Here is a 16,911-nt window from a genome sequence, read left to right as displayed (position 1 = left end):
AATTAATATTCGTAAACGAACGTAAACAGGCAATCAAAGTGTCATCTAATACTGTTTTACTTTCACCTTTTTGTTAATTTATTAGCCTATTTCGAATGAGGTTACACCAAACACTTTCTCCAGTGGCAGCTCTGGAAATTGCCCTGTGTACATTCGTGCAGTTTCAAACACAGCCGACAATCGGAATTTTTGAGCCAGCGCAATTGCCGCAGCATTGACTTCGGGTACATCTAAATAGATAGGTGAAGATTGTGGTACTTGAGATTTAAGCGCTAAAAACATTTGTTCAGCCAATTCCGGCGACTCTGCATACAAAGGTGCAATTTTATAGCCAGTATAGCAAGGACGAATAACACCGCACGCAAACAGCTTTCCCTCCTCGTAAATACCGCATGCATAGCTGTTTGGCTGATGGATCCAAGCTTGCAAAAACTCCGTTCTGGGCGCAGGGAAAAACTTTTCTTCATAGGCTTTAAGTACGTCAAATGAGATATCTTGTAATGGAACAAGGTTTTTAAGGTGTGGCTTATCCCCTCCTCCTGTGCCCTCATAACGTATATTGCGATAAGCTAAGTTAAACCCAGACTTTTCATAATTTTCTTGTTGCGCAACAACACCATCTAGGCCAATATTGCAGCTTTTTAGATATTGCATTGCAGCATGCCACATTTTTATGCCATAGCCACGACCACGATATTCAGGCTTGACGATATAAAAGCCTAAAAATCCAAAACCGCCATCATATTTAACCACAGAAATCGTCGCTATAGGCTCATCATCTAAGTACCCCATCAAAAAGCCATTTGGATCTGCGTAAAAATAGCAATACGCGTCGTTTACTCCAGGGTTCCAGCCCTCTTGCTGCGCCCACTGCACTGCCGTCTCGAGCTCTGCCAAACTCATATTTTTAATCTTAAAAGTCCCCGTCCCCATGATATTTCTCCTATCACGTCAATGTTGTTCAAATACTGACAAATCTTTAGAGAACTTTGAACTAAATATCAATGACTTGTCAAATATAACGTCAAATTCTAAGTGAAATACTAATTTATTGATTTAAATACAAAAAACACTTATCTTCTGCACTAAATCTACGCTTAGTTTAATCAAACCATAAAAAGGAGTTGCTTTATGGCACTACATATCAAAGACTCAGCAGTCACTGACTCACCTACCCGTATTACAAAAGAAAGCAATTTTTACACGCCATTTCCCAGTAATGAACAGGTTACCTTTAACGAAAAACAACTATTGCCACTTGGGTTGCTTTCAACTACTAAGCTTGCCCAAGATGATAAAGATAACATACTGATTGCAATGCCAATTTCGATGGCAATATTTGATGGTGACGTTCCCTATATAGCTTATTCATTAACTGACCATGGTTGGCAAGTAGACGCTAGCTACTTGGAGAGTCTCAGTGATGACTTTGAAAGCTATGGTGAATATTATCAAAAAGCCGCTAGTTTCTATAAAAAACACGCTTTTCTGAATATGTCACTGAATGAGGCTGAAGATGGTGAACCGTTATTTGAATTTGGTGGACAACCTGAGCTAGGTTGCAACTGGGATGCCTACTTGTGGGATGAAGAGAGTGATGATGAGACTCGCTATTTTGACGCCATGGATGAAGAGAGTGGCGATAATTACGACCACTATGCTACCCGCGAAATTGGCTTTTTCGACGAACAAAGTGGTGTTGACTTTAGCTATCTTGGCACCTTCAGCTTTTCAATATATGTCGACGGCGGTGGCGAAGCTATTGTATTTTATAGCGCCAAACATAAAAAAGTATTAATCATTGCCGAGTTCTCCTAGCTAACCTGCGGTTATATCTCGCCTTTCGACTAAACATTCGATACTTTCTGTGAGCATGCAATTTACAAATATTGGTGCTCAATGGACTACACCACTCGCCAGTAATCATCATCTTATTTACAAAGTGCCCATACAGGGCACTTTGATTGTGCTCTGAATATACATCGCACTAAACAGCACAGGGTCGATATTTAGAGCCTTAAACTATAATTAAAATCGCAACGATTAAACCCTTTGCTGAGTAGTACCAATCATCTTACTAACCAGGTGTAATGGCCTATAAGGTATCTGCAAACCAGTTAATTACAGTATTAGTCACCTCATCTTGATATTCTCGTAACGAATGAGAGCCATTTGGATACGTAATAAACTCAATCTGCTTAACACCATTATTTTTGAGCTTTTCATAAAATAGCTTGGCGTATTCAAGCTTTGTCGCTGTATCACGCTCACCATGAAGCATAAGAATTGAGGTCGATTTTGGTATCTTCTCTGGCCAGTATGTAGCAGAGCGTTGCCTCAGCTCAAGTTTCCTATTTTCTTTGTAGTTAGGTATTAATCGCTCAAGTACTTTACGCTCAAATACCGGTCGTTCTTTTGCTACTGATACCAAGTCAACGGCACTACCACCCAATACAATACTTTTTATCCTTGCTGACTCCTTTACTGCAAGTAACGTCATCATACTTCCTCTGCTCCACCCCATCATCCCAACACGTTGACTGTTTACATTAGGCATCGCATCTAAAATTGGTAACAGAGCGAAAACATCCTGCAGCTCTTGGCCACCGAATTCGTCAATACCACCATTAATTTGTTTGTTTCCTTTTGACCATAGCATCGCACCACCATACTGACTGGCAATGACAACATGACCAGATTTTGCCAACGGAAAAAGAGTTGCAAATAGGTCTCCAAATTTAAGCGTGTGAACTTTTGTGTTATTGCCGCCTCGATTATAGATTATTGCTGGAAGTTGACTGATGGTCTCACGCTTGGGAAAGATCACAATACCTTTAACAAGGTAGTCATCAACCTTATAGATGATGTTAAAACAACTGAGGTTCTCTTTAAAATCTTGATATAAGGTGTAGGGAAATTTTTCCAAAAAACTTTTCTCAGAAACACCTGCACGTGCTGTCAACGCATTACGCCACATGTTGTAATCGCCAAATATTCCTTCAAAACAACTTTGGCTCTTCACCACTGAAGAGTGAAAAGCAAATTCACGCTCGGGCATTGGCTTTGTATAATCAATAGAATAAGCGCTCTCAATATTAACCATCAAAAGTGCCACGAATAGCAGGCCTTTATCCATCTTTATAAAATTTATCATTATCCCTATCTTCTCGCTGTATAAAAATTAAACACAGACCAATACTAAGCATAATTACCAATGAATTAAAGCATGCTTTTTATACGAAAATACCTTAGGAGTATAGACGTCTAGTTATGTCTACTCTCAAATACTAAATTTATAAACAATGGTAAGCCTGGTTTCGATGTATGGGCTCCAACACGATACCTGAATAGAGTGATGTCGACCACTGCAAAAGGAGCTCATACATGAACACTCGTATTATAACCTAGCTCGACTTAGCTAAAAATGTTACCGAAGTCTTTAGAATAAATTGCCATGGTAAAATTCTTTTTCACAATCATGTCACCAAAAATGTGACTGGGTTACTAGCCAATACAAAACCATGTATTATTGCAATGGAAGGGTGTAGTGCTTTTCATCATTGCGCTAGATTAGCGCAATGATATGGGCATAAAGTTGAGATATGACACAAAAACGCAAAACCTTTTATTAGTGCTCAAAAAAATGCTAATGACGCTTTATGCCAATTTTCTTAATTAAGTGGTCTATTTTGAGGCGAGAAAATCTTGTCGATAACCCAGCTACTGCGCCCTGCTATCGCCAAGGTACCTACCCCCGTGTAGGCAAGGCAAAAATTTTGCTATCTAGTTGTTCTAAATAAGAGATTTTTAACGCTGTTAGCGTCAGATTTACTCCTTCAAATTGAGCAAGTATTAAGTCAAATTGGTATTAGGTATTGCCGCTGCTCCAGCGCAAGTAGATATGACTTTTTGTAAGGTAAAAATGCTGTCACAACAAACCATCTAGTCGATACAAACCAAGAATAGGGTATGCTTTCACCAATAACACAAAGTTACAAATGTAACTTTATTACTCGAAAAGTTATTATAACTCGGAAGGAGCAGGAAATTTTGCTCTCACATTTTCAATTAAACGTTTTCGAGAGCTCTGTTCACGCTCATGGGGGGCAAATTGCGTACTTGCGTCATCCAACAGGTTAACAGCTTGATGCAGCTTCACTAATTCTGTTTTGCTGAGGTCATGCTCTAAAGCGAGATATTCATTAATGATGATAATGGCCGCTTCTTTGTTGGCAATATCTTCGGGCAGCCCCGTTTTAGTACAAAGTCCATAAATACCATCGAGAAAATACTGCCATTCGCTACTAAGATGGCTATCAATATTCCCGTTAAGCTTCGTATTTTTCGTTGTAAACCCCTGTGTTTTTAGCCTATTAATTTGCCTCTTATAACGGTGACTAAAGACATCAAATGCCTGTGCTTCATCTCTTAATTGTGAGACCACTCCAAGCCATACCAAAGCGCCTTGTGGATAAAACTCGAGGTTACTATTATCACAGTACGCACCAAAGAAAGAATCGCATTTCAAGTTTAAGGCTAATCTATAAGCGGCTTTTGGCATCAACCGCTTTTCAATTAATTCATTTAACTCAGTTTGTGATAGCCGCGATTCGCGAAGTAAGTGTTCCTTTGTAATGAAATAGGTTTGTAGATAATGAATTAATTCCATTTACCTTTCCTCTACACTGTCGAGTTTAACTTTTGCGGTGAGTGCTGTTGCTATGATTATAAAACCGAGTAAATTGATATTAACTGAAATGTGTTCTAGGTTTAACTGAACAGTTAATAATAACCCAGATGTAAACTGAATTAAGGTATCTTCAACTTTAATACCTATTGTCATTAGCCCCCCCAGTATCAGCGCCCACATCAATGCCTTATATTGCTGTTGATAAAGCTTAAACGACACCATTATACATATAATACTAGTTGCAAAATCAAATACTAAGATGGGAGTAGGATGAATAAAAACCCCCATGATTGCGAACAATGATCCGCTTAGCCCGGCTATCGCTAACAGGTAAAGAGTAATTTTTGAACTTATGTTATGCTGAGGAAATATCATTTTTATTATGTAGAGTTGAGATCTGTTAATCTTTACGGTTTAATTCTTGTTCTCCTAAAAGGGTTTATCAGCACTCAATCTCTCAACTAATATAGACAAAACTAGGTGCCAGAATACAATACCCCTTTAAGCAAACCCAAGGGGTAGCAGTATAACCACTCCCCCAATGAGTAAGAAGTATTATTTTACTTTATTTACCATTTCTTCAATATATTTAATGGCAATAAATGGATCTGTCTCATCAAATAGGTGAGAAGCATATTTCATGGTAACAGCGGTGACATTGTCACCAATTTCTTGCAGTTTTATCTGGGAATCTTTTGACGTTTGCATGTAAACATCAACATCAGCATAACTCATACCGGTAGAGCGGATAGTCACATGAGGGATCCCACGCGACAGTATCGTAACTGGCATTTTCCGGTTGATTTTATACATCTCTGTATGGGCAGAAGCTTCTTCCAAGTCTTCTAATGAATGAGTATCTCGCTCCCAGTTGACGATCCAATCCATGATCTTCCATGCTTCTTTGGACATCTTACTTTTCATATTGTGATACCAAGACTCATGAGCGATATCAATAAGTACCATCCCTTTCACTTTTTCAGGGTTTCGGTTGGCATAGGCTCTTGCAACAAAACCACCAAATGAGTGAGGCACAAGTACCAAATTATCCATTTTAGTGGCTTGAGTAAATGCCTCAAGCTCTTGTGTAAGCTCCAACATAGTCCGTACTCGAGGCTTTGCAAAAGTGCTTTTTCCGGTGCTTGCTCTATCATAAAAACATAAGCGATAGCCTTTTGGATTTATGTTATGAATGGTGTTTTTGTAGGTTTCATGAGCATCAAGGCCCATTCCAGCAAGTAAAAGTGCCGTTGTTTCGCCCTCTCCTTTGCAAGCATAGGCAAGTTTGTTGCCGTTTATTTCCACATATTGATAATTGTGCTCATGAGCTGATTGGTTAGCGCTGGCCACTGAACTACAAGCGACGAGCCCCAGTACTGCTGATGTTATTATTTTCATTGTCCTTTCTCATTTATTGTTTATTCCAAAAACATACTAAGCAATTCCCTTAATGAATTCAATAAAGTTTCAGAAACTTCTGAAACTTTATTATATCAAAGTGTAAACTAAGTATGCGACGTAGCCTATAAATAAGATGCCTCCCTCTTTGCGACTGAGTATTAACCCAGAAATGAGTAATGGCGTACAAAGTATCGTTGCAACGATCATGACTGAAATATCAACATTCAGCATACGGCTTGTCACTTCTAAAGGGGTTGCGCTGATAAGTCCTGTCACGCCAAGTACACCCAATGAATTGAATAAATTACTACCAATGACATTGCCTACCGCAATATCAGCATGCCCTTTTATACTCGCCATGACTGAGGTAACCACTTCTGGTAGCGACGTGCCAATAGCAATAATGGTTAAGCCAATCATGACTTCATCCACTGCTAAAGCACGGGCAAGTTGCACCGCGTTCTCAACCATCAATTGTCCGCCAAATATCAACAAGCTAAGCCCTACGATAAATAGCAGTATGCTAACTGCGCGCTCACGCCAACGGTTTGGTTGTTGTGACGGCGTCGGTTCATTATTCTTATTACTAAGCATGCGGCCTTGGATAAACAAATAAGCGACATAAAATAACAAAAGCGAGCACAATAATGCTGCGTCTAACTGACTGAGCCTGCCATCCCAGACTAATGCAGTGACAATAAAACTGGCGATCACTAGCATTGGAATGTCTCTTTTCACTAATTCTTGTGAAACCACCAGTGGTGCAATCAGGGCAGATACTCCGAGTATAAAAAGAATATTAAAGGTATTGCTGCCTAACACATTAGCAAAAGCGAGACTGCCTTGCCCCGTAACAGCTGACTGAATGCTAACAGTAAGCTCAGGAGCACTGGTACCAAATGACACTATTGTTAACCCAATCAATACGCTTGGAACATTAAAACTTACAGCTAGCTTAGAGGCACCCACGACTAAACGGTCAGCACCAAAGACCAAGAGTGATAAGCCTAAAACGATATAAATAAGATTGATTGTCATTGAAGCAAACCTTGCGTATTGATGGAACGTTAGCTAGAAATAATCATGAGAATAGAAATTACTACTTCTTGTTTACTCTCACTTAATTCACATTATATCGCAACTAAACTGAGGGTAAGATTTGTCACTCTTGACGAGCAAAATAACTCATTAGACTGGGACTCTCTATTTGTGTCTAATGCGCGAAAATTAATTAACCTGAACACGGTATAGAAAGTTGGTTAATCAACCAAAAATATCCATGTTCAAAAGCGTAATAACACGCTAGCCAGATGTTATTTCTTAATACAAGACAAATTTGTGCGTCAAGAGCCAGTCTATTGCAAACAAATTTAACGCAGTAGTAAGGGGTAACAGCTGCTAGAGAACAGGTTTTTATGCGAGTTCAGGTTAATTAGACCTTTCACTCAGTCAGTAGCCGCCAATGATGGCGCACTGCAGGCTGAACGCTAACTTATGTTAAGGAACTTGAATGACCAAATTTATCTCTTCTGAGCAAGCACGTGAATGCTACAACGTGCGCCACTGGAGCCAAGGCTTCTTTGGTATTAATGATCAGGGAGAGGTTACTGCGATGCCGAACCAACAGCAACCACAGCACGCCGTAACTCTGACAAACATTGCACAAAAAATTAAATCTGAGGGTTATACCCTACCTGCGCTAGTGCGTTTTCCACAAATCCTAGAACAGCGTGTACATAATATTGTTGGTGCGTTTAATCAGGCGATTTCTGATTACAGCTACCCAGAAGATTATTTATTGGTTTACCCAATTAAAGTAAACCAACAAAAAGAAGTCATTGAGGGACTGATTGCAAGCCAAGCGGCAAGTGATAAAAAACAGCTAGGCTTAGAAGCTGGCAGTAAAGCTGAGTTACTTACTGTATTGGCGCTCAGTGAAAAAACCAGCGCAGTGATTGTATGTAACGGCTACAAAGACAGAGAATATGTCCGTCTTGCGCTTATCGGTGAAAAATTAGGTCATCAAGTTTATATCGTTTTAGAAAAGCGTTCTGAGCTCGACATCGTGATGGCAGAAGCCAAAGCACTAAACGTGAAACCACGCTTAGGCTTACGCGTTCGTTTGGCATCACAAGGTAAAGGCAAATGGCAAGCAAGCGGCGGCGAAAAGTCCAAATTTGGCCTATCTGCATCGCAAGTGCTTACGGTTGTTAACCAATTAAAGCACGCTGACATGCTAGACGCGCTGCAACTGGTGCACTTTCACTTAGGCTCGCAAATGGCCAACATTCGTGACGTTCGCGTTGGTGTAGGTGAAGCCGCTAGATTCTACTGCGAATTACGCCGTTTAGGTGCAAACCTGTTGAATTTAGACGTAGGTGGCGGGCTTGCAGTGGATTACGATGGAACTCGCAGCCAGTCGTCCAACTCGATGAACTACAGCTTAGCTGAATATGCAAACAACATCGTTTACACCATAGGCGATACCTGTAAGCAATACAATCAGCCAATGCCAAAGATCATCTCTGAGTCGGGTCGTGCGCTAACTGCCCATCATGCGGTATTAATCACCGATGTAATTGGCACCGAAAGCTACCAAGCAGAAGAGATAACTGCACCGGTAAGTGACGCCCCAAGACTGCTACACAATATGTGGACGTCTTGGCAGGCACTCAACGAACAGAGTGATGACCGTGCGTTGATTGAAATTTTTCATGATACGCAAGGCGACTTGGCAGAAGTACACAGCCAATTTGCGATGGGCCTATTAAGTCTTGAGCAAAGAGCTTGGGCGGAGCAAGTAAATCTGCGTGTATGTTATGAGCTAAACAAGCGTATGGACAACAAAAACCGTTTCCATCGTCCAATTATTGACGAACTCAGCGCTAAGCTTGCGGATAAATTCTTTGTGAATTTCTCGCTATTTCAATCTTTGCCAGACGCTTGGGGGATTGAACAGGTATTCCCTGTATTGCCACTTAGCGGGTTAACAGAGGCACCAAAACGCCGCGCGGTTTTGCTGGATATTACCTGTGATTCTGACGGTACGGTGGAACATTATGTGGATGGCCAAGGTATTGAAGCAACATTGCCTGTACCTGAGTTTTGCAAAGATAAACCCTATTTATTGGGATTTTTCTTGGTGGGTGCATACCAAGAGATTTTAGGTGACATGCACAACCTATTTGGCGACACCCACACAGTTGTAGCCACATTAGACGATCAGGGCGAATTATCGCTGGGTAATATCGATGTAGGCGACACGGTTGCCGATATGATGCGTTATGTACACCTTGATGTTGAACAATTTAAGCGTAACTTTGCCAACCTTGTTGAAAGCAAACTACCGCTTGAAGAGCAAGCAACCTGCCTAGCAGAGCTTGAAACCGGCCTTGACGGCTATACTTATTTGGAAGATTTTTAACCCATGAGCCATTTATTCGATCACACCGATCATTCTCTGTACTCCAACGGCATGACGTTTTTACGTCAGCCAATGGTACGCAATATCACAGATATTGATGCAGACGTTGTGGTACTTGGCTTGCCATTTGATTTGGCAACCTCTGGACGCCCAGGCGCACGCTTGGGTCCAGATGCGATCCGTCGCGCATCCGTGCATTTGGCTTGGGAAAGTAAAAAATACCCTTGGTCATTTGCATTGTGGGACAAAATAAAACTACAAGACGCTGGCGATTTCACATATCCAGTTGGCGATCCTGAGTATTTCACTGCGCAACTCGAGTTAGCTGCTCTTCAAATTTTGCAGCAAGGCAAAACGTTATTAAGCCTAGGTGGCGATCACTTTGTGACCCTGCCATTGCTGCGTGCTCATCAGCAAATTCACGGCAAAATGGCACTCGTACATTTTGATGCGCACACAGACACGTACAGCCAAGGTTCACGCTATGACCACGGTACTATGTTCTATCATGCTCCAATTGAGGGCTTAATAAGCCCAGAACATTCAATGCAAATTGGCATTAGAACCGAGTACACAGAGCAAGGCCACGAGTTTGGCGTAATTGATGCTATGGCAGCAAATGACTTAAGCGCTGAAGAAATAGCTGCGCAGATCAAAGCACGCGTCGGCGACTTGCCGGTGTATTTAACCTTTGATATCGACTGTCTAGACCCAGCATTCGCACCCGGCACCGGTACCCCAGTATGCGGCGGTCTAACCAGCGACAAAGTGCTGAAGATTTTACGCGCACTGCAAGGACTAAACATGATAGGCATGGACGTAGTAGAAGTCTCCCCTTCCTACGACCAAAGCGAGCTTACCGCAATCGCCGCCGCCACCATTGCGCACGAACTACTGCATTTGTGGGCAATAAAGCATAAATAATCGGATGCAGATTTAGATTAAGCCACCCTAACAAGGTGGCTTTTTTGTTTGGGGTTTATACCCTGTTTTACTTATAAATTATGCCAGTTATCTTATACCAATTTGCTTAATTAAGTGGTCTATTTTGAGGCGAGAAAATCTTGTCGATAACTAGGCAAAAATTTTGCTATTTAGTTGTTCTAAATAAGAAATTTTTAACGCTGTTAGCGCCAGATTTACTCCTTCAAATTGAGCAAGTATTAAGTCAAATTGGTATTAAATAAGCTTGCTATGTAGAGGCGAGCAAATCTTGTCGATAACAGCGCTATTGCTTCATGCTAGCACCAAGATATCTGCATATACTCAATAATGGCGCATGCGACGCCGTTTGCACTTGAGGTGTTCGTCTCATCATCTATGTAGGTAGGGCAAAAATAATGCTATTTGGTTGTTCTAAATAAGAAGTTTCGAACGCAGTTAGGATCAGATTTACGCCTTCAAATGGTGCAAGTATTAAGGCCAATTGGCATGGTAACTAGCAGCGGTGTAGTGTGCCCCACTAGCCTTTATTTCTTACCATTTTATCTACGGTTACGGCAACAGAGTTATAAGTGGTTTCAAATGTTTCAGTAACCACAAAGCCAACACTTTTATACACCTCTTTAGCAACACAGTTTGAAGCGACAACGTATAGACTTGCTTCTTGCGAAGTAAGAGAAAGTAAGTACTTCAGTAAGTCTTTGCCAATTCCTTTTCCTCGATGATCCGGATGTACAAATAGTGCCCTGATTTCTGTATGACAGATAGCGCAAAATGCTGCTATCGACCCCAGTTCATAAACAAATATTTGAGATTCGAATAGCTGCTCATTCCGTGGTATATCTTCTGACAACGGTAGTAAAGTAAACTCAGCAGCTTCCTGTGCCAGCTCATCTAATTTGGATAGATTGTAAATCTCTTCTATCGACTGAAAGTCGTCTTCTGTATATGTCCTTATCGTCAATGTTCACTCCTAGTGGCTAAGTACATGATATGTAGCAGAGTCGCAGGCTAGATAAGAATTTGCAAGCTAGAACATAACCTGCACTTGAGGCTTTATTACTTACTTTCAGCATTTCACCAAAAAACTTTATACTAAACAGATAGGTACGAGCACTAAATACTTTATTAAGCGTTAGGTCTGAACTTTTTTGTCATGCCTTGACTCGCGGGGGAAACCAACTTGTAACCGAGTTTTTTATAAAACTCAGGTTCATCAGCGATCATCGATACGTAAGAGCCTTCTAACACAACGGACGATAAATAGTCATCTATATATTCCATGACTTTACGACCAAGCCCTTGACCTTGATAGGCAGGATCAACCGCAACATCTACAACCTCGAAGTTACACGCGCCATCCCCTACCACTCGCCCCATGGCAATTAAGTTATCGTGATCTCGCACAGTAATAATGTAGAGACTATTTGGCAATGCGATTTCTGCTGCTTTTATAGACTTGGGAGAAAGACCTGCTTTTATTCGCATTTCACAAAATTCGTGTGGACTGGGAGCTTGAGATTGATACGTTATTGTCATTATTTTCACCTTTGTTATTCTCATTGGTAAGCTTATACAACAAAACTGTATAAATAAACAGGTGTTTACACGTTTTAAATTTCAGCCAATAAGTCACAGTAAATAAATTTGCTCTTTATTTTTAGCATTCACTCGAACTGCTTTAACCACCCTTTTAGTAATTCATTCAATAATACTCGCTGTTCGGGCTCCAACTCCTGCACTAATTGAGCTTGTAGCGCGATATGCGGCTCAATCAGCTTTTCAATCAAGCTTAGTCCTTCAGCTGTCAACTCAACAGTCACACTGCGGCGATCTTCCTTACAATGTTCTCGTTTAATCAGTCCTTTTGCCGCCAGCTTATCTAAGCGATTAGTCATAGCGCCAGAGGTCAGTAGCATGGTTTTAAATAACTCTGATGGAGTTAAGCGAAAAGGCTCGCCACTGCGACGTAGGGTAGCTAGTACATCAAATTCACCTAGGTTTAAACCGTATCGCTTGTGTAGTTTTTCTACTTCGGCTTCCATATGTTTAGCGATGCGCACTAAGCGACCCATTATCGCCATTGGTGTTGTCTCTAAGTGTGGTTTTTCACGAGCCCACTGCTCTTGTACTCTGTCAATTGCGTCCATCAATAATTGCCTCAACAACAAACTTTGTAAATAAATATCTTAACATAAAGATACTTTACAAAAAGTGTTTTTAGTAATATCTTAGCGAGAAGTATCTCAATATAAAGATAATTAACGTGAATATACTTCTCGCAATGATCCCTGCATTTTTATGGGGAACTACGTATGCGGTAACACAATACACACTTGCAGACTGGCCTCCTCTCTTACTGGGTGCTATTAGGGCACTTCCCGCTGGACTGATTTTGTTGGCTATAAAGCCCAGTACACCAAAAAAAGAAGACTGGCCGATACTGTTCGGTCTCGGTGCAATTAATATCGCCATCTTCTTTGGCATGATCTTTATAATGGCGCTAACACTCCCATCAGCCATATCTAGTGTTGRCATGGTATCTGTCCCCGTGTTCGCTATGTTTTATCATTGGCTTGTTCACAAGCAGCGGCCGGGGTTAGCACAAGGGTTATGCGGGGCTGCACTCATCTTTCTGGCTTGGTTGCTTTTTGATCCAAGCTCTCTTAGCTTAAACCCGCTTGGCTTAGGGGCAATGCTTGCAGCAATAACCTGTATTGTGATTGGCAGCGCCATTACTAAATCTCTTGGCGGCCGTATGCATTGGTGGACTGTGCTAACTTGGCAATTGATTATTGGTGGCACGATGCTAACACTTGCCGCTGCGTTTCAAGGTATTATCGCTCCAGCTAGCTATATTGCAGCTTTTGATAGCTTTTCTGTGGTCAATTTCGTCGGTATTGTGTGGGTAGTCGTACTTAATACGGCACTTGGCTACAGCTTGTATGTATGGGCTTTGCAACGAATGTCGGTAGTAGAGTTTGCTTTTGGTGGTATTGCCAACCCGCTCGCTGGCATTTTAACGGGTATGATACTGCTGGGTGAAGCGTTCTCGCTATTTCAATATATGTTAATGATCGGCATGATCATGATGCCTCTTCTTCCTGCAATGCTAACAGCAAGGGTACGAGGCAAAGCATTAACCGCAAGCTAGCAAACTATCACTGTGTTTGAGCAATAATGGCTCAAACACTTACCACTGAATGTGCCATGTTGTAAACAAGGTTAAAGCCATAGGCGATACACGTATAGCGCCTCGTCACCACTCGTTTTTGTCTGCTCCGTAACAGAACCAATAAGCTGGCCTCCCGCTTTTGTAATGATCCGTTGGCTGGCGGTATTAGAGGCTAAACACTGAAACTCTATCGACTTAATATCTGATACTGCACGTAACTTGGCTATCACCTGTGTCAACACTTGACCAATAATGCCATGACCGCGCGCGTGCGCTCCAAGCCAATATCCGACCTCTGCATTTTGCGCTTTAGGGTCAACATATTTTATGCCAAAGACGCCACAAAACTGTTGCTTAAACTCAATTGCCGACCACAGTCCTCCCACCGAATTATGTATTCTCGTTTCAATATACCGTCTAGCATCAGATTCTACTTGAATATCGTTTACCCATGGCAGTACAGCCTCTAAGCTAGCGCGGCTGTCTTGCACACAGCAAAAGAGTATTTTTGTATGCTCAACAGATAAACTCTGAAGCTTTATTTCCGAGCTAATATCCAACTCCACCTTGGTGTGCTCCAATTGTTCCCATTTTATGTAAAACTTAATTGATCGCTAGATAATTTACAATATCTGAATTTGTAAAATAGAAGTATCACTCTTTTATATTCAGCTATTTTGTAATACGGGTAAATTGATAGTAAAACAGCTCCCAACTCCTTCTTCACTCTGCACGGTGAGTTTTCCCCCATGCTCTTTAATGATGTCATAACTTACTGATAGTCCCAGCCCAGTGCCTTTGCCAATTGGCTTAGTCGTAAAGAATGGATCAAAGATTTTATCAATACTTTGTGGTGAAATCCCCACACCATTGTCTTGTACTCGAATGATAACTTGGTCATTCTCCATACTTGTCGAAATACTCACTTCCCCATGTCCATCAAGTGCTTGAGAAGCATTAATCAATAAATTGGTTAGTACTTGTATCAGCTTGCCCATGTTTGCCTGTACAGGGGGGAGCTGACTCAGTTTAGTCGACACATTAGCCTGATATTTTAACTCACTCGCGACCAAATTTAAGGTCGTTTTTATGCARGCGTTCACATCACATGGCTGTAAATCTAGACTATCTGCACGCGAAAATTGTTTGAGATCTTTGACAATTGTTGACACTCGCTGTAAGCCCGACTCAGTCTCTTCAATTAGTGCTTTGCTGTCGCTGTTTAGAAATTCAAAATCCTTGCGGTCAATAAACTCCGCCATGGTTTGCACTGAACCTGTGTTTTTCGCCTCCATTGCATGCTCTGCAAGTGCCACATAGTCACTATGGTAGCGCTTCATTACATCCATATTGCTGGTAACAAAGCCAAGTGGATTATTAATTTCATGAGCTACCCCTGCGGCTAACACTCCGATAGATGCCATTTTCTCTGAATGTATAAGTTGTTGCTGAGCTGTTTCTAATTCTTGGTTTATTTTTTCAAGCTGTTGGTTTTTGTGGTGCAGCTTTTGCGTTCTTTGCGCAACTAAACGTTCTAAATCTTTGTTTAATTGTATCAGTTCATGCTGATACTGTTGGCGCTGCTGATGTTCTTCGGTTAGTGTGTGGTAGAGTTCGTCAAAGGCAGCAGATAACTCTTGTAATTCATCCCGGCTTTGAATTGGTTGCCATTTGAAATCAAATACTTCATCTTTTACGCTTTTAGTTATCTTTTTCGCCTGGCTTTTTAGTCGATATAAATTGGTAGTCAAGTACACTCCCAGTATATATGAGAAAATAGCAACCAGTGCCATCTCAAATAATGCAATCGAAATTGTCCAACGCTTTACTTCCGACATGGCACGGTTAATCGCGCCGATATCGATTCCGATATGTATCGTCGCAAAATGTGTCCCACCTTCCGTAATGCTGGTATGCACATCAAAAATGCCGTCACTTACTTCCTCAACCAAGCTATCAGGTTCAGATAAACGCGTTTTAAACTCGCTAGAGCCAGCATAAGATAATAGATTTGATTTAACATCAACGACTTTGACATAAAGAATGTCAGGATTAGTAAGTAACTCGGCTGTAAAAGCATCTAATGTGGCCAAATCATAGGAGAGCACGGCATCTTTAGTCGCGCTGGCAAATAATCTAGAAGTGGTGGTTGCCCGCTTATTCATTGCATCGTTTGCAGACGCCATCATAAAGTCAATAACAACGAGTATTAACGCACTGAGCAGTACTGCTTCAATTATCGCAGTACCTATCATTGTTTTTAGCCTCAGCGAGTACCTCATATATTATTCTTTCCCTACTAATATATCTATATTAAGCGCTTCAATATCCTGCCAATGTGCATTGGATGCGGGCATGATGGCTGTAAAGTTAACGGCCGCAAGTAGTGCTCGCCCTCGTTCACTGTTTGCCAGTGACGTAAGTGCATGCGTGAGCCTAGCTTTGGCTTCTTGCGGCATATCTTGTTTTACCGCAAACGCATGGGGAGTGTAACCTGGTGTAGTCCACAAAATATCCAGTTGAGATTTTATCTCAGGGTCGGTATTTTCTAATGTTCGGATCACGCCACCTCCGGCTTTAACAAAGCCTCTGGCGACATTAAGATACACGGAGTCATGAGACGAAACATAACGAGGGGTAAAACTGATCCCCTGTTTCATCAACTCACTCCTTGGCAAAATACTCGCCGCAAATGCCGCTGGTGCAGGGAAAGCTAGGACGTGGTCATGTAACTGTGACAAGGTATTAATACCAGAGTCTTTCTTCACCACGATAATCCCTTTTATTTGTTTGTTTTTTTGTCTCGCTATAGCCTCATATCCCGCTTGTTTGTTAAATACGATAAAATGATATGGATTCATATAAGCGACATCATACTCTTGATTTAGCAACCGAGATTCAAAAGTGGGAATATCTTTTGCCGTTTTGAAGATGTACTTATCACCGGTTTTGTCGTTAATATAATTTAAAACGGGCTGCCAGTTTTTAGCCAGCTTATTTGCTGACTGCTGAGGTACAAATGCAAAAGTATACTCGGCTGATAAAGCCGATAACGAAAAAAGCAACCCTATAATTAGAAAAAGCGATTTCATCATTTACCACCGTGCAACAAAGTCTTAATACAGATCTATTAATAATTGGTTAGGCCGAAACCCAAGTGGCCAGTGCTTGAATTAATATTTATACCAATTTTCTTAATTAAGTGGTCTATTTTTGAGGCGAGAAAATCTTGTCGATAACCCCGCTAACGCGTCCTGCTATCGCCAAGGTACCTACATC

16 protein-coding genes are annotated in these 16,911 nt (G+C 41.3%); 4 read left to right on the top strand and 12 right to left on the bottom strand.

Features of this window, described 5'->3' with window-relative positions:
- Positions 1-81: 81 nt before the first annotated feature.
- Positions 82-933, bottom strand: a complete 852-nt coding sequence (locus EAG18_RS19970; RefSeq protein WP_125254115.1) for a GNAT family N-acetyltransferase — start codon at positions 931-933, stop codon at positions 82-84.
- Between the two features lie 198 nt (positions 934-1,131).
- Between EAG18_RS19970 and EAG18_RS19965 the strand changes: the two genes are divergently transcribed.
- Positions 1,132-1,818 (top strand): hypothetical protein, encoded by a 687-nt coding sequence (locus tag EAG18_RS19965; RefSeq protein WP_125254114.1) that lies wholly within the window; start codon positions 1,132-1,134, stop codon positions 1,816-1,818.
- Between the two features lie 277 nt (positions 1,819-2,095).
- Here the strand turns inward: EAG18_RS19965 and EAG18_RS19960 are convergent, their stop codons facing one another.
- The 5 genes from EAG18_RS19960 to EAG18_RS19940 form a co-directional block, all read right to left on the bottom strand.
- The gene (locus tag EAG18_RS19960; protein WP_125254113.1) at positions 2,096-3,154 is read right to left on the bottom strand and encodes a prolyl oligopeptidase family serine peptidase; all 1,059 of its coding nucleotides are present in this window, start codon (positions 3,152-3,154) and stop codon (positions 2,096-2,098) included.
- Positions 3,155-4,024: 870 nt separating this feature from the next.
- Positions 4,025-4,669, bottom strand: coding sequence for a DUF6058 family natural product biosynthesis protein (locus tag EAG18_RS19955; RefSeq protein ID WP_125254112.1), 645 nt, complete (start codon positions 4,667-4,669; stop codon positions 4,025-4,027).
- The gene (locus EAG18_RS22455) at positions 4,670-4,843 is read right to left on the bottom strand and encodes a hypothetical protein (protein ID WP_241651574.1); all 174 of its coding nucleotides are present in this window, start codon (positions 4,841-4,843) and stop codon (positions 4,670-4,672) included. It lies immediately after the preceding gene.
- A 402-nt stretch (positions 4,844-5,245) separates the two neighbouring features.
- Positions 5,246-6,088, bottom strand: coding sequence for an alpha/beta hydrolase (locus EAG18_RS19945; RefSeq protein WP_125254111.1), 843 nt, complete (start codon positions 6,086-6,088; stop codon positions 5,246-5,248).
- A 90-nt stretch (positions 6,089-6,178) separates the two neighbouring features.
- Positions 6,179-7,129 carry a calcium/sodium antiporter gene (locus tag EAG18_RS19940; RefSeq protein WP_125254110.1) on the bottom strand — a complete coding sequence of 317 codons (951 nt, stop codon included), beginning with the start codon at positions 7,127-7,129 and terminating at the stop codon, positions 6,179-6,181.
- Between the two features lie 472 nt (positions 7,130-7,601).
- On the opposite strand from EAG18_RS19940, the gene speA reads away from it, so the two are divergent.
- Together speA and speB are read left to right on the top strand one after the other, a co-directional pair.
- The gene (speA, locus tag EAG18_RS19935; protein WP_125254109.1) at positions 7,602-9,515 is read left to right on the top strand and encodes a biosynthetic arginine decarboxylase; all 1,914 of its coding nucleotides are present in this window, start codon (positions 7,602-7,604) and stop codon (positions 9,513-9,515) included.
- Between the two features lie 3 nt (positions 9,516-9,518).
- Complete coding sequence (gene speB, locus EAG18_RS19930; RefSeq protein WP_125254108.1) at positions 9,519-10,439, top strand: agmatinase; 921 nt, start codon at positions 9,519-9,521, stop codon at positions 10,437-10,439.
- A gap of 538 nt (positions 10,440-10,977) precedes the next feature.
- Here the strand turns inward: speB and EAG18_RS19925 are convergent.
- From EAG18_RS19925 to EAG18_RS19915, 3 genes are all read right to left on the bottom strand, one after another.
- Positions 10,978-11,421: a GNAT family N-acetyltransferase gene (locus tag EAG18_RS19925; protein ID WP_125254107.1), complete on the bottom strand. Its 444-nt coding sequence runs from the start codon at positions 11,419-11,421 to the stop codon at positions 10,978-10,980.
- Positions 11,422-11,585: 164 nt separating this feature from the next.
- Positions 11,586-11,996 carry a GNAT family N-acetyltransferase gene (locus EAG18_RS19920; RefSeq protein ID WP_125254106.1) on the bottom strand — a complete coding sequence of 137 codons (411 nt, stop codon included), beginning with the start codon at positions 11,994-11,996 and terminating at the stop codon, positions 11,586-11,588.
- A gap of 128 nt (positions 11,997-12,124) precedes the next feature.
- The gene (locus EAG18_RS19915; protein ID WP_125254105.1) at positions 12,125-12,607 is read right to left on the bottom strand and encodes a MarR family transcriptional regulator; all 483 of its coding nucleotides are present in this window, start codon (positions 12,605-12,607) and stop codon (positions 12,125-12,127) included.
- Positions 12,608-12,723: 116 nt separating this feature from the next.
- On the opposite strand from EAG18_RS19915, the gene EAG18_RS19910 reads away from it, so the two are divergent.
- Positions 12,724-13,611, top strand: coding sequence for an EamA family transporter (locus EAG18_RS19910; RefSeq protein WP_185745636.1), 888 nt, complete (start codon positions 12,724-12,726; stop codon positions 13,609-13,611).
- Between the two features lie 71 nt (positions 13,612-13,682).
- Here EAG18_RS19910 and EAG18_RS19905 read toward each other — a convergent pair whose 3' ends face one another.
- The 3 genes from EAG18_RS19905 to EAG18_RS19895 all read right to left on the bottom strand — a co-directional run bounded on the left by EAG18_RS19905 (position 13,683) and on the right by EAG18_RS19895 (position 16,727).
- Positions 13,683-14,213 carry a GNAT family N-acetyltransferase gene (locus EAG18_RS19905; protein WP_275557349.1) on the bottom strand — a complete coding sequence of 177 codons (531 nt, stop codon included), beginning with the start codon at positions 14,211-14,213 and terminating at the stop codon, positions 13,683-13,685.
- A gap of 87 nt (positions 14,214-14,300) precedes the next feature.
- Entirely contained in the window at positions 14,301-15,914 is a 1,614-nt protein-coding gene (locus EAG18_RS19900) for an ATP-binding protein (RefSeq protein ID WP_275557348.1), read from the bottom strand.
- Between the two features lie 3 nt (positions 15,915-15,917).
- On the bottom strand, positions 15,918-16,727 hold the full coding sequence (locus EAG18_RS19895) for a phosphate/phosphite/phosphonate ABC transporter substrate-binding protein (RefSeq protein WP_125254104.1): 810 nt from the start codon (positions 16,725-16,727) through the stop codon (positions 15,918-15,920).
- Between the last annotated feature and the right edge of the window lie 184 nt (positions 16,728-16,911).

It is taken from the genome of Pseudoalteromonas sp. J010 (assembly GCF_003934235.1).
Lineage (GTDB): Bacteria > Pseudomonadota > Gammaproteobacteria > Enterobacterales > Alteromonadaceae > Pseudoalteromonas > Pseudoalteromonas peptidolytica.
This window is presented reverse-complemented; position numbering and strand designations above follow the sequence as displayed.

Coding starts and splice junctions, on each gene's coding strand:
- EAG18_RS19970 (WP_125254115.1), bottom strand. CDS start 933: ATGGGGACGGGGACTTTTAAGATTAAAAATATGAGTTTGGCAGAGCTC.
- EAG18_RS19965 (WP_125254114.1), top strand. CDS start 1,132: ATGGCACTACATATCAAAGACTCAGCAGTCACTGACTCACCTACCCGT.
- EAG18_RS19960 (WP_125254113.1), bottom strand. CDS start 3,154: ATGATAAATTTTATAAAGATGGATAAAGGCCTGCTATTCGTGGCACTT.
- EAG18_RS19955 (WP_125254112.1), bottom strand. CDS start 4,669: ATGGAATTAATTCATTATCTACAAACCTATTTCATTACAAAGGAACAC.
- EAG18_RS22455 (WP_241651574.1), bottom strand. CDS start 4,843: ATGACAATAGGTATTAAAGTTGAAGATACCTTAATTCAGTTTACATCT.
- EAG18_RS19945 (WP_125254111.1), bottom strand. CDS start 6,088: ATGAAAATAATAACATCAGCAGTACTGGGGCTCGTCGCTTGTAGTTCA.
- EAG18_RS19940 (WP_125254110.1), bottom strand. CDS start 7,129: ATGACAATCAATCTTATTTATATCGTTTTAGGCTTATCACTCTTGGTC.
- speA (WP_125254109.1), top strand. CDS start 7,602: ATGACCAAATTTATCTCTTCTGAGCAAGCACGTGAATGCTACAACGTG.
- speB (WP_125254108.1), top strand. CDS start 9,519: ATGAGCCATTTATTCGATCACACCGATCATTCTCTGTACTCCAACGGC.
- EAG18_RS19920 (WP_125254106.1), bottom strand. CDS start 11,996: ATGACAATAACGTATCAATCTCAAGCTCCCAGTCCACACGAATTTTGT.
- EAG18_RS19915 (WP_125254105.1), bottom strand. CDS start 12,607: ATGGACGCAATTGACAGAGTACAAGAGCAGTGGGCTCGTGAAAAACCA.
- EAG18_RS19895 (WP_125254104.1), bottom strand. CDS start 16,727: ATGATGAAATCGCTTTTTCTAATTATAGGGTTGCTTTTTTCGTTATCG.